The sequence below is a fragment of the Saccharopolyspora sp. 6V genome (assembly GCF_020176785.1).
Classification (GTDB): domain Bacteria; phylum Actinomycetota; class Actinomycetes; order Mycobacteriales; family Pseudonocardiaceae; genus Saccharopolyspora_C; species Saccharopolyspora_C gregorii.
This window is the reverse complement of the sequence record NZ_JAIUKB010000072.1, coordinates 15304-29142: the sequence shown is the minus strand read 5'-3', so window position 1 is coordinate 29142 and position 13839 is coordinate 15304. Positions and strand designations below refer to the sequence as shown.

The 13839-nt window shown below is 74.9% G+C and carries 11 protein-coding genes and 1 pseudogene; 4 read left to right on the top strand and 8 right to left on the bottom strand.

Going from position 1 to position 13839, the window contains the following annotated elements; translation table 11 throughout:
- Nucleotides 1–75 precede the first annotated feature (75 nt).
- Together LCD35_RS15355 and LCD35_RS15350 are read right to left on the bottom strand one after the other, a co-directional pair.
- A pseudogene (locus tag LCD35_RS15355) lies at nt 76–663 on the bottom strand (thiamine pyrophosphate-binding protein); the annotation flags it as partial.
- A gap of 61 nt (nt 664–724) precedes the next feature.
- On the bottom strand, nt 725–1663 hold the full coding sequence (locus tag LCD35_RS15350) for a hypothetical protein (RefSeq protein WP_224966595.1): 939 nt from the start codon (nt 1661–1663) through the stop codon (nt 725–727).
- 227 nt (nt 1664–1890) lie between these two features.
- On the opposite strand from LCD35_RS15350, the gene LCD35_RS15345 reads away from it, so the two are divergent.
- The 4 genes from LCD35_RS15345 to LCD35_RS15330 all read left to right on the top strand — a co-directional run bounded on the left by LCD35_RS15345 (nt 1891) and on the right by LCD35_RS15330 (nt 6218).
- Complete coding sequence (locus LCD35_RS15345; protein ID WP_224960022.1) at nt 1891–3564, top strand: DNA repair helicase XPB; 1674 nt, start codon at nt 1891–1893, stop codon at nt 3562–3564.
- 159 nt (nt 3565–3723) lie between these two features.
- Entirely contained in the window at nt 3724–4317 is a 594-nt protein-coding gene (locus tag LCD35_RS15340) for a suppressor of fused domain protein (protein WP_224960023.1), read from the top strand.
- 185 nt (nt 4318–4502) lie between these two features.
- Complete coding sequence (locus LCD35_RS15335; RefSeq protein ID WP_224960024.1) at nt 4503–5498, top strand: o-succinylbenzoate synthase; 996 nt, start codon at nt 4503–4505, stop codon at nt 5496–5498.
- Between the two features lie 45 nt (nt 5499–5543).
- Nucleotides 5544–6218 (top strand): GNAT family N-acetyltransferase, encoded by a 675-nt coding sequence (locus tag LCD35_RS15330; RefSeq protein ID WP_224960025.1) that lies wholly within the window; start codon nt 5544–5546, stop codon nt 6216–6218.
- An 18-nt stretch (nt 6219–6236) separates the two neighbouring features.
- On the opposite strand, the gene LCD35_RS15325 is transcribed toward LCD35_RS15330, so the two are convergent.
- From LCD35_RS15325 to LCD35_RS15300, 6 genes are all read right to left on the bottom strand, one after another.
- Nucleotides 6237–7184, bottom strand: a complete 948-nt coding sequence (locus tag LCD35_RS15325; protein WP_224960026.1) for an SRPBCC domain-containing protein — start codon at nt 7182–7184, stop codon at nt 6237–6239.
- A gap of 128 nt (nt 7185–7312) precedes the next feature.
- Nucleotides 7313–8167, bottom strand: coding sequence for a xanthine dehydrogenase family protein subunit M (locus LCD35_RS15320; protein WP_225044370.1), 855 nt, complete (start codon nt 8165–8167; stop codon nt 7313–7315).
- Nucleotides 8164–10599: a xanthine dehydrogenase family protein molybdopterin-binding subunit gene (locus LCD35_RS15315; RefSeq protein WP_225044369.1), complete on the bottom strand. Its 2436-nt coding sequence runs from the start codon at nt 10597–10599 to the stop codon at nt 8164–8166. The genes LCD35_RS15320 and LCD35_RS15315 overlap by 4 nt, the downstream gene beginning before the upstream one ends.
- Nucleotides 10596–11141: a (2Fe-2S)-binding protein gene (locus tag LCD35_RS15310; RefSeq protein WP_224960030.1), complete on the bottom strand. Its 546-nt coding sequence runs from the start codon at nt 11139–11141 to the stop codon at nt 10596–10598. Before LCD35_RS15310 ends, LCD35_RS15315 begins: the two co-directional genes overlap by 4 nt.
- A 452-nt stretch (nt 11142–11593) precedes the next feature.
- The gene (locus LCD35_RS15305; protein ID WP_224960032.1) at nt 11594–12706 is read right to left on the bottom strand and encodes an XdhC/CoxI family protein; all 1113 of its coding nucleotides are present in this window, start codon (nt 12704–12706) and stop codon (nt 11594–11596) included.
- The gene (locus LCD35_RS15300; RefSeq protein WP_224960050.1) at nt 12699–13805 is read right to left on the bottom strand and encodes a VWA domain-containing protein; all 1107 of its coding nucleotides are present in this window, start codon (nt 13803–13805) and stop codon (nt 12699–12701) included. The genes LCD35_RS15305 and LCD35_RS15300 overlap by 8 nt, the downstream gene beginning before the upstream one ends.
- Between the last annotated feature and the right edge of the window lie 34 nt (nt 13806–13839).

Below are 13839 nucleotides of genomic sequence, written 5' to 3'. Positions count from 1 at the left end.
CACCCCCACCAGTCCCGCCCCGCCCCTTGGGGGGCGGCCGCCGGGCCGCACGACTACCGCCGGGCGCACGCAGCGGTCGCGGGCGGCGGCGAGCTCGGCGCGCGCCGCCGGGTCCGGTGCCGGGTTCGGGGTGGCCGGGCGGGCCGGGACGTCGGCGGCGGGCTGGCCCCAGTCGTCGGCGGGGATCGAGACGAACACCGGCCCCTGCGGCGCGGTCGTGGCCAGCCGGTGGGCGCGGGCGATCGCGGCGGGCACGTCGGCGGCGCTCGCCGGTTCGCAGCTGTGCTTCACGTACGGCCGCGGGAAGGTGGCCGCGTCGGTGGCGCCGAGGAACGGTTCGTCGAACACCAGCGTCCGGGTCTGCTGCCCGGCGGTGACGATCATTGGGGTGCGGTTGCGGTAGGCGGTGAACACCGAGCCCAGCGCGTGCCCGACGCCGCCCGCCGAGTGCAGGTTCACCAGCACCGGCGCCCGCCGCGACTGGGCGTACCCGTCGGCCATCGCGACCACGACGGACTCCTGCAGGCCGAGCACGTAGCGGAAGTCGTCCGGCCAGCCGGTGAGGAACGGGACCTCGGTGGTGCCGGGGTTGCCGAACACGGTGGTCAGCCCCAGTTCGCGCAGCAGGTCCCGCGTGACGTCCCGGACCGTCCGCTCACCCATCCCCGACCTCCCGGCTCGACGTCCGGACCAGCCCAGCACACCGGCGCGCACCGGTCCAGGCTCAGTCCGTCAGCTTGAAGCAGAAGGTCTTGGGCGGGGCGGTGAACACCGAGTAGTTCGCGGTCCCCTCGGGGCAGGCCGATTCGCCCGCGGTGGTGTCGGCGGCGCCGACGACCTGGACGTCGGCGGCCGGGCTGCCGCACGGCACCTTGGTGTCGATGCCGGTCGGGATGGTGGCGCCCGCGCTGTCGGCGCCGGGCACCCGCTGGCAGTCGCCGACGACGACGTCCGGGATGAGGCACAGCCGGGTGCCGGCCCGGGTGATCTCGGAGTAGTCGCCGTCGCAGCTCGCGCCGCCGTGCTGGACCTGCACGATCCGGTGGTCGGAGTCCGCGGTGCCGCAGGCGGTCATCTCGTAGGCGAAGGTCCGCTCGGAGTCGTCGGTGACGGCCACGCACTCGCCCACCTGCGGGACGGCCTCGGCCATGCCGACCTGCGACCGCACGAAGGTGCCGGCCACCCCGAGCAGCAGCAGCGCCCCGCAGCCGAGGGCGGCGCCGAGCAGGCCGCGCCTGCGCTTCGGCGGTGGCCCGGCGGGCGCGAGGTGCGGCGGGCCGGGCCGGAGCGGACCGGGCGGGAGCGGGCTGGGCAGGAGCGGGCCGGGCGCGGGTGCGAGCGGGGTGAACCCGGGCAGCGGGCCGCCGTACTGCAGGCTCCCGTACCGCCGCCCCTGCTCCGGCCAGACCCGGTCCGGCTCGGCGCGGTCCCCGTGGTCGGCGCGGTCCTCGTGGTCGGCGCGGTCGCCGCGGTCCTCGTGGTCCGGCCAGCCGTGCGTCCGCCAGTCGTGGTCCTGCCAGCCGGGGTGCTGCTGGTCCGGCTGAGACGAGAACCCCCGCGGGCGACCCTGCGCGACCTGCGGGTGCCCGCCCGGCCGCCCCCACTCCGGCGACGACCCCGACGGCTGGACCGGCGAGTGCGGATCCTGCGGCGGAACGCTCACGAAGACACAACTCCTAAATGATCTACGACCGAGCGAAACCTAGCCGACGGCCCCGCGGGCCACGCAGGAACCGGCGGAAACGTTTCCTGAACCGTTCGGTTCCGACATCGCGGACGCCGCACCGGGGCGCCACCGGGGGCGGTGGAATACTGGTGCCCGGCCCAGCCGTTGTTCCCGCAGGCCGATCCACCTGCGCAAAGAACCGCCCAGCCCGAGGAGCCGCACCCGTGACCGACGGACCGCTCATCGTCCAGTCCGACAAGACCCTGCTGCTCGAAGTCGATCACGCCCAAGCCGACGAGGCCCGCGGCGCCATCGCGCCGTTCGCCGAGCTGGAACGCGCCCCCGAACACGTGCACACCTACCGGATCACGCCGCTGGCGCTGTGGAACGCGCGCGCCGCCGGGCACGACGCCGAGCAGGTGGTCGACGGGCTGGTCCGGTTCTCCCGCTACCCGGTGCCGCAGCCGCTGCTGGTGGACATCGTCGAGACGATGGGCCGGTTCGGCCGGTTGCAGCTCGCCCAGGACCCGGCGCACGGACTGGTGCTGGCCTCGCTGGACCGCGCCGTGCTCGAAGAGGTGCTGCGGAACAAGAAGGTCCAGCCGATGCTCGGCGCTCGCATCGATGACGACACCGTCGCGGTGCACCCGAGCGAGCGCGGCAGGCTCAAGCAGCTGCTGCTCAAGATCGGCTGGCCCGCCGAGGACCTCGCCGGCTACGTGGACGGCGAAGCGCACCCCATCGAACTGCACGAGGACGGCTGGACCCTGCGCGACTACCAGCGCCAAGCGGTGCAGTCGTTCTGGGCGGGCGGCTCCGGCGTGGTCGTGCTGCCCTGCGGCGCGGGCAAGACCCTCGTCGGCGCGGCCGCCATGGCCGAGGCGGGCGCCACCACGCTGATCCTGGTCACCAACACCGTCGCGGGCAGGCAGTGGAAGCGGGAGCTGATCGAGCGCACCTCGCTGACCGAGGAGGAGATCGGCGAGTACTCCGGGGAGAAGAAGGAGATCCGCCCGGTCACCATCGCCACCTACCAGGTGATCACCCGCAAGTCGAAGGGCGAGTACAAGCACCTGGAGCTGTTCGACTCCCGCGACTGGGGCCTCGTCGTCTACGACGAGGTGCACCTGCTGCCCGCGCCGGTGTTCCGGATGACCGCGGACCTGCAGTCCCGCCGCCGCCTCGGCCTCACCGCCACCCTGGTGCGCGAGGACGGCCGGGAGGGCGACGTGTTCTCGCTGATCGGGCCGAAGCGGTTCGACGCGCCGTGGAAGGACATCGAGGCGCAGGGCTGGATCGCGCCCGCCGACTGCGTCGAGGTGCGGGTGACGCTCACCGACGAGGAGCGCCTGCGGTACGCGACGGCCGAGGCCGAGGAGCGCTACAAGCTGTGCTCCACCGCCCGCACCAAGGCGCCCGTGGTGCGCGCCATCCTCGACCAGCACCCGGGCGAACCGGCGCTGGTCATCGGCGCCTACCTGGAGCAGCTGCACGAGCTCGGCGAGGCGCTGGACGCGCCGATCGTGGAGGGCTCCACGAAGAACAAGGAGCGGGAGAAGCTGTTCGACGCGTTCCGCAGCGGCGAGATCTCCCGGCTGGTGGTCTCGAAGGTCGCGAACTTCTCCATCGACCTGCCGGAGGCCTCGGTGGCGGTGCAGGTGTCCGGCACCTTCGGGTCCCGCCAGGAGGAGGCGCAGCGGCTCGGCCGGTTGCTGCGGCCGAAGGCGGAGCGCAAGCAGGCGCACTTCTACTCGGTGGTCTCGCGCGACACCCTGGACACCGACTACGCGGCGCACCGGCAGCGGTTCCTCGCCGAGCAGGGCTACGCCTACCGCATCGTCGACGCCGACGACCTGCTCGGTCCGGCCCTGCCGGACGTCGGTCCGCATGGCGGCTGAGGCCGGGGACCACGAGCGTCGCGGGACGGCCGATCGGTTGCGGTACCCGCCGCCGACGCCGCGGAGCGAGGTCGTATTTTCGTCGTCGTCGGTGAAACTGCCCGTGCCCTTCGCGGCACCGGTTACCGTTGCGACAGCACACGCAGCACTGGAGATCGGATGACCACCGAGAAGCACAACACCGCGATGGGTGGTGCGCACCGGTTCATCGGGCTGGCGGAGAACCTCGAACGTCACGCGGGCACCCCGACGGCCGCGGAGCCGCCCAACGTGCGCGGCGAGAACCGCGGCTACGGGCTGGTGTTCTTCCACCTGGAGCAGTACCACCTGAGCACCGTGATCAGCTCCGGGCTGCGGTTCCAGCCGCTGGGCGCGGATCCGGCGCAGGAGCTGGCGTGCACCGTCTACAAGGAACAGGCGGAGGCGGCCCGCCACCTGGTGGACGTGACGTCGGAGCTGCTGGTGCAGAGCGGCACGCACCTGGTGCCGGACCAGATCGTGCCGAACGAGGCCCCGCTGCTGCCGGACACCGAGTTCTACGGGGTGCTGGCGAGCGGGCATCCGCTGTTCCCGCCGGAGTTCACCCGCTTCACCGATCCCGAGGGCGTCGAGCAGCTGCAGGTGTACACGCTGCTGCCGGTGACCTTGGGCGAGCTGAACTACATCCTCGACAACGGGGTGACCGCGCTGCGCCAGCAGTGGGCCCGGTTCGAGGTCGACGTGTTCGACCTCGGCCGCCCCAGCGTCGCCTGACGCGCCGGATCCCGTTCGCACCGGCCGCCCCCGCGGGTGGCCGGTGCGTCGCGTCGTGACCGGTGCGGGAACACCTGCACCGCCCACGACGTCATCGCACGTGCGTCCCGCTGCCCGCACGTGGCACCGGCAGGACGATGTGCGCGACAGGACGCCGTGGTGACGGCCGAGCGGAAGGAACGAACATGACCGCGAACGGGGCGACGATCAGCCTGGCCGAGCTCGACGCGGTCCGCGTGTACGGCCTGCCGATGCGCACCCGGTTCCGCGGCATCACCCGCAGGCACGGGGTGCTGCTCGGCGGCCCGGCGGGCTGGGGCGAGTTCTGCCCGTTCGAGGACTACACCGACGCCGAATCGGTGCCGTGGCTGGCCGCCGCCTTGGAGTCCTGCGCGGGCGACTGGCCGGAACCGGTGCGCGACGAGGTCCCGGTGAACTGCACCGTGCCCGCGGTCGGCGCCGAGCGGGCGCACGCCATCGCCGCCGCCTCCGGCTGCACCACCGCGAAGGTCAAGGTCGCCGAACGCGGCCAGGACCCCGGCGAGGACCTGGAGCGGGTCGCCGCGGTCCGGGACGCGCTCGGCCCGTCCGCCGCGATCCGGGTGGACGCGAACGCGGCCTGGGACGTGGACACCGCCATCGCCCGCATCGCCGAGCTGGACCGCGCCGCGGGCGGCCTGGAGTACGTGGAGCAGCCGAGCCCCACGATCGAGGACCTCGCCGCGGTCCGCCGCAAGGTGCAGGTGCGCATCGCCGCCGACGAGTCCATCCGCCGCGCCGAAGATCCGCTGGCGGTCGCGGTCGCCGAGGCCGCCGACGTGGCCGTGCTCAAGGCCGCGCCGCTCGGCGGGGTCCGGCGGGCGCTGCGGGTCGCCGAGGCGTGCGGCCTGCCCTGCGTGGTGTCCTCCGCGGTCGAGAGCAGCGTCGGGCTCGCCGCGCAGCTCGCGCTGGCCGGGGCGCTGCCGGAACTGCCGTTCGCCTGCGGGCTCGGCACCATGTCGCTGCTCGACGGCGACGTGGTCAGCGATTCGCTGGTGCCGCGCGGCGGGGTGCTCCCGGTACCGCGCCGCGCTCCGCAGCCCGACCCGGCGCGGGTCGCGGCGGCCACGCCCACCGCCGACGACCAGCGCCGCTGGCTGGACCGCCTGGTGCGGGTGCACGCGCTGCTCGCGTCGCGGTGACCGCCCTCCGAGCCGGGGTTGGCGGCGCGGTGGTTGGCTAGCGGCATGGAACGCACTTCTCCCCCGCTGGCCGAGCTGGTCCGCCGGTGGCAGCACGGGTGGGGCGTGGCGTGCGGGCTCGACCCCGCCGACGAGGCGGACGGTGCGCTGCACGTGCTGTCCGGCCAACCCGGCAGGCACCTGGAGAGCATCGTGCTCGACGCCGACGGCGACCCCGGTTCGCTGCGCCTGCACGCCGCGCAGGTGGCCGGATCACCGCACTCGGACTGGCTGACCGTGCCGACCACCGCGCCCGCCGCCGTCGAGGACGTGCTCAGCTCGGAAGGGCTCCGGCTCGCGCCCGCGCGCGAGCACTTCATGCGCACCGACCTGGCCGCGCACCCGCGGCGGGACGCCGCCCCGGAGTACGCCGTGGAGCTGGACCGGGAGGGCCCGGTGCTCGCGGCCCGGATCACCGACGAACGCGGGGATCCCGCCGCGCACGGCGTGATGGTGGTGCACGGGGACGTGGCCGTGGCGCACAACATCGCCACCTACCGCGCGCACCGCAGGCGCGGCCTGGGCGGGGCGCTGATGAGCGCGCTCGCGCGGGAGGCCGTCCACCTCGGCGCGGGAACCGGGCTGCTCACCGCGAGCAGGCAGGGCCGCCACCTCTACACCGCGCTGGGCTGGACGCGACTGGCCGGCGTGGTCGGCGCGGGCACCCGCACCCGCCGCTGACCAGCGGCGAGGCGCGGTTCACCGCCGGGCGCGCCTGCGGCGGAGGGCGCGCAGCAGGAGCGCCGCGGTCGCCACGGCGGCGGCCACCGGCAGCGCGCGCTTGAGCACCGGCGTGCCCGCCGCGCCGAGCAGGTCGATGGCTTCCTCCGACGGCGCCGGGCCGCCGGTGACCACGGCGTCCGCCCGGTGCGCGGAACCCCGCACGGCGGTGGTCGTGGCGGCCACCGCTTCGGCGGGCGCGGTCCGCTCCGCGGCGGCGGGCGAGGTGACCCGCCACGCCGGGTTCCGCCCCGCGCGGCCCGGGGGCCGTTCGCCGTTGTCCTGGTGGCCGGAGCGGTCCGGCGACCGGCGCGGCCCCGCTCCCGGGTCCGAGCGGTCCGGGCCGTCCGATCCGGCGCGGGACGCCTCGTCCTCCCCGGTGGTGCCGCCGGGATCGGACGCGGCGGGCCGGGCTCCGGAGCTCGCCGCGAGGCCCTCCCCGGCGCCGGTCCGCCCGCCACCGGGCTGGGAGGCCGGCGCGTCCTGCCCGGTCAGGCTCCGCGCCAGGTTCGCCGCGAACTGGTGCAGGATCTTCCCGCCCACCTCGGACATCAGGCCGCGCCCCAGCTGCGCCGGTTTCCCCGTCACCTTCAGGTCGGTGTCCACCGCCGCCGAGGTGCGGCCGTCCTCCTCGGTGAGCGTCACGGTCACCGTCGCCGCCGCCGTGCCGTTGCCCCTGGCGTCCTTGCCGCCCGCGTCGATCACGACCCGCCGCGTCGATTCGTCGACCTCCTGGAACGAGCCGGATCCCTTGTACAGCAAGGAGATCGGGCCCAGCTTCACCTTCACCGAGCCGGTGAAGCGGTCGCCCTCGGCGGAGGTGAGCGTGGCACCGGGCATGCACGGGGCGACCCGCTCCGGATCGATGATCGCCGGCCAGGCCACGTCGACCGGGACCGGGACGGTGAAGTGGTGCTGCATCTGCACGGGACAGGCCCTCCTGGTAGATCGCCGCACGACGTGCGGGGCGGAGCTCGGCGGCCGGTGACCGACCCCGCGCGCACCGCCGGGCACCCGGGTTCCGGTGCGCGCCGGGCGCACCGGCCCGTCCATTCCTACACCCCGGCGGCCGCGGCCACCGCTCGTCCGGTGAGGACCTGCGCGAGGTGTTCCCGGTAGTCCACGTCGGCGCTCGCGTCCGCGGCGGGGCTGGTCCCCTCGGTGGCGAGCTCGGCGGCGCGGCGGATCGCACCCGCTTCGGCCGGGGCGCCGACCAGCGCCCGCTCCACCCCGAACGCGCGGATCGGCACCGGCCCCATGTTGGTGAGGCCGACGCGGGCTTCGGCGATCGCGCCGCCGTCCACCCGCACCGCGGCGGCCACGCCGACCATCGACCAGGCCTGGGCGACCCGGTTGAACTTCTCGTAGTGCGCCGACCAGCCCGTCCACTTCGGCAGCCGCACCTCCACCAGCAGCTCGTCCGGTTCCAGTGCGGTGGTGAACAGGTCGGTGAAGAACTCGGCGGCCGGAACGGTCCGCCGCCCGTCCGGCCCGGCGAGCACCAGTTCCGCGTCCAGCACCAGCGCGGGCGCGGGCAGGTCCCCGGCCGGGTCGGCGTGCGCGAGGGCCCCGCCGAACGTTCCGCGGTGGCGCACCTGCGGGTCGGCGACGGTGCGGGTGGCCTGCGCGAGCAGCGGCAGGTGCGCGCGGACCAGCCGGTCCCGGAGCACGTCGTGGTGGGTGGTCATCGCGCCGATGACGACGGTGCCGCCCTCCTCCCGCACGCCGCGCAGCTCCGGGATGCGGCCGAGGTCGACGACGAGCTGCGGGTCGGCGAGCCGCATCCGCAGCACCGGCAGCAGGCTCTGCCCGCCGCCGAGCACCTTCGCCTCGTCCCCGGCCTCCCGCAGCGCGCGCACCGCTTCCTCCACGGTGGACGGTGCGATGTGGTCGAACGCCGCCGGGATCATCGGTCGCCTCCTGGAACTCGGTTCATCGAACCCGTGCCGCCGCCGGGTTCCGGTGCGGTGGCGCCGGAGGCGCGCGCCCCGGTGATCGCCCGCCACACCCGCTGCGGTGAGCACGGCATCTCCACGTCGGTCACCCCGAGGTGGCGGATCGCGTCCACCACCGCGTTGACCACCGCCGGGGTGGAGGCGATGGTGCCCGCCTCCCCGACGCCCTTCACGCCCAGCCGGTTCGACGTCGCCCGCGTCTCGGTGCGGCCGGTGGTGTACTCCGGCAGGTCCGCGGCGGAGGGCACCAGGTAGTCGGCGAGCGTCGCCGTGGTGAGGGTGCCGCTCTCGTCGTGCACGGCCTCCTCGTACAGCGCCTGCGCGATGCCCTGGGCGAGCCCGCCGTGCACCTGGCCCTCCACGATCAGCGGGTTCACCACGGTGCCCACGTCGTCGACGCACGCGTACTCGCGGATCCGCACCCGGCCCGTCTCGGTGTCCACTTCGACCGCGCACAGGTGGGTGCCGTGCGGGAACGAGAAGTTCTCCGGGTCGAAGGTGGCGTCGGCGTCCAGCGAGGGCTCGACCCCTTCGGGCAGGTCGTGCGCGGCGAACGCGGCCAGCGCCACCTCGCCCAACGCGGTGCTCCGCGAGGTGCCGCGCACGCCGAACCGGCCCGCTTCGAACTCCACGTCGTCCTCGGCGCACTCCATCAGGTGCGCGGCGATCCGCCGCGCCTTCTCGATCACCTTGTCAGCGGCGGCGACCACCGCCATGCCGCCCACGGCGAGCGACCGCGAACCGTAGGTGTCCAGGCCCTTCGGCGAGGTCTGCGTGTCGCCGTGCAGCACCGCGACGTCCTCGAACGGCACGCCGAGCCGGTCGGCGACCAGCTGGCTCCACGCCGTCTCGTGGCCCTGCCCGTGCGGGGAGACGCCGGTGACGACCTCGACCCCACCGGTGGGCAGCACCCGGATCGCCGCGTGCTCCCAGCCGCCCGCGCCGTAGGACAGCGACCCGAGCACCCTGGACGGGGCGAGCCCGCACATCTCGGTGAACGTGGAGACCCCGATGCCCAGCTGCACCGCGGCACCGGTCCGCCTGCGCTCGGCCTGCTCGGCGCGCAGCTCCGCGTAGCCCAGCAGCCGCACCGCCTCGTCGGTCGCCGCCGCGTAGTCGCCCGAGTCGTAGGTCAGCCCGGAGACGGTGTCGAACGGGAACTCGTCGCGCTCGATCCAGTTCTTGCGCCGCAGTTCCAGCGGGTCCGCACCGAGCTCGGCGGCGAGTTCGTCCATCATCCGCTCGATGCCGAAGGTCGCCTCCGGCCGCCCGGCACCCCGGTACGCGTCGGTCGGCGTCTTGTTGGTGAACACGGTGGTGCAGCTGAAGTGGTAGGCCGGGAACTTGTAGATCCCGTTGAACATGAACGCGCCGAGGATCGGCACGCCCGGGGTGACCAGCCGCAAGTAGGCGCCCATGTCGGCGAGCAGCTCCACCTTCAGCCCGGTGACGGTCCCGTCGCGGCGCGCGGCGAGCGACAGCCGTTGCACCTGGTCGCGGCCGTGGTGAGCGGCGACCATCGACTCGGAGCGGGATTCGGTCCACTTCACCGGCACGCCGAGTTCGCGGGCCAGCAGGAAGGTGATGATCTCCTCCGGGGTCACCTGGAGCTTGCCGCCGAACCCGCCGCCGACGTCCGGCGCGATCACCCGGATCCGCTGTTCCGGCACGCCCAGCGTGGTCGCCAGCATGAGCCGCAGGATGTGCGGGACCTGGGTGGCCGACCACATCGTGCACTGGTCGCCGGTGGGGTCGACGACGACGGAGCGGGGTTCCATGAACGCCGGGATGAGCCGCTGCTGGCGGAAGGTCCGGTCGATCCGCACCTCGGCTTCGGCGAGGGCCCGCTCCACGTCACCGCCGGTGCCCGCCTCGGCGGAGTCGAAGGTCCAGGTGGCGCTGCGGTTGGTGCCGAGTTCTTCGTGCACCAGCGGGGAATCCGCGGCTGCGGCGGCGTCGAGGTCGAGCACCACGGGCAGGTCGTCGTAGTCCACGTCGATCGCGTCCAGCGCGTCGTGGGCCTCGGCGGCGCTGCGGGCGGCGACGACGGCGACGGCCTCCCCGGCGAAGTGCACCGCGTCCACCGCCAGCGACGGCGCCTGCGGCGCCTTCATGTCCGGGGTGATCGGCCACGCGCACGGCAGGCTGCCCTGGACGGCGGCGAGGTCGCGGCCGGTGCGGACGGCGCGGACGCCGGGCATCTTCGCGGCGCGCTCGGTGTCGATGGAGGCGATGCGGGCGTGCGCGGCGGGGCTGCGCAGCACGGCCAGGTGCAGCATGCCGGGCAGCGCGATGTTGTCGGTCCAGCGGGTGCGCCCGGTGATGAGGCGGGCGTCCTCCTTGCGCTTGCGCGCGCGGCCGAGTTCCGGTTCGGCGGTGGAGGTCATGGCCGCCCCACCTCGGTCCGGGTCTCGGCGGACGTGCGCTGCCGCGGGGCGTCCTGTTCCAGCGGTGGCCCGGCCCCGGGGCGCATCCGCCGCGCCGCGTCCTGGACGGCCCGGACGATGTTCTGGTAGCCGGTGCAGCGGCACAGGTTGCCTTCGAGGCCTTCGCGGACCTGCTGCTCGTCCGGGTCGGGCGTCTCGGCGAGCAGGTCCAGCGCCTGCATGATCATGCCGGGGGTGCAGAACCCGCACTGCAGCGCGTGGGCGTCGTGGAAGGCCTGCTGCAAGGGGTGGAGCTCGCCGTCGCGGGCGAGCCCTTCGATCGTGGTGACGTGGTGTCCGTCGGCCTGCACCGCCAGCACGGAGCAGGCCTTGACGCTCTGCCCGTCCAGGTGGACGGTGCAGGCGCCGCAGTTGCTGGTGTCGCAGCCGACGACGGTGCCGACCTTGCCGAGCCGCTCCCGCAGGTGCTGCACGAGCAGGGTTCGGGGCTCCACGTCGTCGGTGTGGTCGGTGCCGTCGACGTTGACGGTGATGCGCGGCATCGGGCCTCCAGAGGACGGGCCGCGGGAGCGCGGGCGTTCGGGAAACGCGAGCCCCGTTCGAGTGACAGGGGTCACATCCACCGAGCCTGCTACGCCGCCCCTCCGCGAGCAACCCGGACGCTCGCGCGCGGGTGGCGATCGCCCCGAACGGGACGACCGCCCCCGGCCTCAGAGCAGGACGCCGTCGGGGGTCGGCTGCACGGTGCCGATCCGCAGGCTCGTGATCGGCAGCCACGGGTACGGCTCCCCGGCCCCTCGACCACGACGTTGCTGAACCCCGCCGTGCCCGCCGGGGTCGCGCCGAACCCGACCGCGACGAAGTCCGTCTCCCCGTACTCGGCCCGCACGCCGGCGTAGGCGGTCTCGCCGGGCGCCAGCTCCGCGACCCCGGGCGAGCCGGGGACCTCCACGTAGTCGGTCGGCACCAGGAGTCGCCCCGAGCGGGCGGGCCGTCAGCGGTGGATGGGTCCTTCCGTCTCGGTGAGCCGGGCGCCGAGCCCGCCCCAGCGCAGCGCGATCAGCTCGGCGGCGATCGACACCGCTGTCTCCTCCGGGGTGCGGGCCCCCAGGTCCAGGCCGATCGGAGAGGACAACCGGGCCAGGTCCGCCTCCGGGACCCCGATCTCCCGCAACCGCAGCATCCGGTCGTCGTGGGTGCGCCGCGAACCCATCGCGCCCACGTAGCCGAGCCGCTGCCGCAGCGCGATCTCCAGCACCGGCACGTCGAACTTCGGGTCGTGCGTCAGCACCATCACCGCGGTCCGCGCGTCCAGCCGGCCCGCCTCCGCCTCCGCCGCGAGGTAGCGGTGCGGCCAGTCCACGACCACGTCGTCCACCCCGGGGAACCGGGAGCGGGTGGCGAACACCGGCCGCGCGTCGCACACCGTCACCCGGTAGCCGAGGAACGAGCCGATGCGGGCCATCGCCGCGGCGAAGTCGATCGCGCCGAACACCAGCATCCGCGGCGGCGGTTCGAAGGCGTTCACGAACACCCGCATGCCCTCGCCGCGCCGCTGCCCCTGCGGCCCGTACTCCAGGACGCCGCTGCGACCGCTGGCGAGCATGCCGCGGGCGTCGTCGGCGACCGCGTCGTCGACCCGTGCCTCGCCGAGCCCACCCTGCGTGCGCTCCCGCCACACGAGCAGGTGGGCACCGACCCGGGCCGGATCGGGATGGTCCACGACGGTCGCGACCGCCACCGGTTCCTCCTCGCGCACCGACTTCGCGACCGCGTCGAAGTCGGGGAACGAATCGCGGTCCACCCGCTCCACGAACACGTCGAGGATGCCGCCGCAGGTCAATCCGACCGCGAACGCGTCGTCGTCGCTGACGCCGTAGCGCTGCAACGCCGCCGGTTCGCCGTCGAGCACCGCGGTCGCCCGCTCGTACACCGCTCCTTCCACGCACCCGCCGGAGACGCTGCCGACGGCCTCACCGCCCTCGGTGACCAGCATCGACGCCCCGGGCGGGCGCGGCGCGGACCGGAAGGTCGCGACCACCGTGCCGAGGCCGACCGACTCCCCGGACTCCCACCGCTGGAACACCTCGTCGAGCACGTCACGCACGGCCCACCTCCGCTGCACCTCGCCGTGTCATGGCCATCTCAGCACCCCGGACGGCCGTCGCATTCCCGCCCAGGCGGACGACTTCCGCCCACACCCGTTGCAACGAGCCGAGGCTGTGCCCCGGTACGAGCGCGTCCAAGTGCGGCAGCGCCGCCGCGATCCCGGACTGCACCGGCGCGTACCCGCCGTGCCCGGCGTGCGGGTTCGCCCAGATCACAGCCCGCGCCAGCCGCCGCAGGTGCCGCAGCTGCTCGCCGAGCAGCGCCGGATCACCGCGCTCCCAGCCGTCGGAGAACACCACGACGACCGCGCCGCGCGCCGTGCCCCGCCGCCCCCACCGGTCCAGGAAGGCCCGCAGCACCTCGCCGAGCCGGGTGCCGCCAGAGAAGTCCGGCACCGCCGCCGCGGCGGCCCGCAACGCCCGCTCCGGGTCGCGCCCGCGCAGCTGCGCCGTGACCCGCGTGAGGCGGGTGCCGAGCGTGAACACCTCGGTGCTCGCCGGAGCCCGGCGGACCACCACGTGCGCGAACCGCAGCAGCGCGTCCGCGTACGGCTCCATCGACCCGGAGACGTCGACCACCAGCACCACCCGCCGGGCCCGGCGGCCGCGGCGCCTGCGCTCCAGCCGCGGCGGCTCGCCCCCGGAGCGCAGCACCGCCCGCAACGTCGCCCGGGCGTCCAGCGGGCCGTGCCGGGCCCGGCGCCACCGCGCGGCCGGCCGGTCCGGCGGATCGGGCCGCACGGTCGCGAGCAGACGGCGCAGGTGTTCGCGCTCGGCCTCGCCCAGGCCGGCGAGGTCCCGGTGCCGCAGCACCTCGTCGGCGGCCGCGGCGCGCACCGGCTCGGCCTCCTCGGACTCCTGCTGCCGCTCCCCCGGTTCGAGCGGGGCGATCCGAGCCCGGCGCGGCGCGGCAGGTGCCCGCGGCCGCGGCGCGGCGCCGCCGAACCACGCGGCGAACGCGGCGTCGTAACGGGCCAGGTCCGCGGGGTCCGCGCACAACGTCACCCGGCCCGCCCAGTACACCGCGGAGCGCTCCGCCATCCCGGTGTGCGCGGTGGCGGCCAGGAACGCCCGCACCCGGTCCGGGCCGCAGGCCATGCCGGAGAACCGCAGCGACCGGGCGAAACCGACG

Bases quoted from the DNA above. Each gene is read 5' to 3' on its own strand.
- LCD35_RS15335 (WP_224960024.1), top strand. From the start codon at position 4,503: ATGACCGCGAACGGGGCGACGATCAGCCTGGCCGAGCTCGACGCGGTC.
- LCD35_RS15330 (WP_224960025.1), top strand. From the start codon at position 5,544: ATGGAACGCACTTCTCCCCCGCTGGCCGAGCTGGTCCGCCGGTGGCAG.
- LCD35_RS15310 (WP_224960030.1), bottom strand. From the start codon at position 11,141: ATGCCGCGCATCACCGTCAACGTCGACGGCACCGACCACACCGACGAC.
- LCD35_RS15320 (WP_225044370.1), bottom strand. From the start codon at position 8,167: ATGATCCCGGCGGCGTTCGACCACATCGCACCGTCCACCGTGGAGGAA.
- LCD35_RS15340 (WP_224960023.1), top strand. From the start codon at position 3,724: ATGACCACCGAGAAGCACAACACCGCGATGGGTGGTGCGCACCGGTTC.
- LCD35_RS15300 (WP_224960050.1), bottom strand. From the start codon at position 13,805: ATGGCCTGCGGCCCGGACCGGGTGCGGGCGTTCCTGGCCGCCACCGCG.
- LCD35_RS15315 (WP_225044369.1), bottom strand. From the start codon at position 10,599: ATGACCTCCACCGCCGAACCGGAACTCGGCCGCGCGCGCAAGCGCAAG.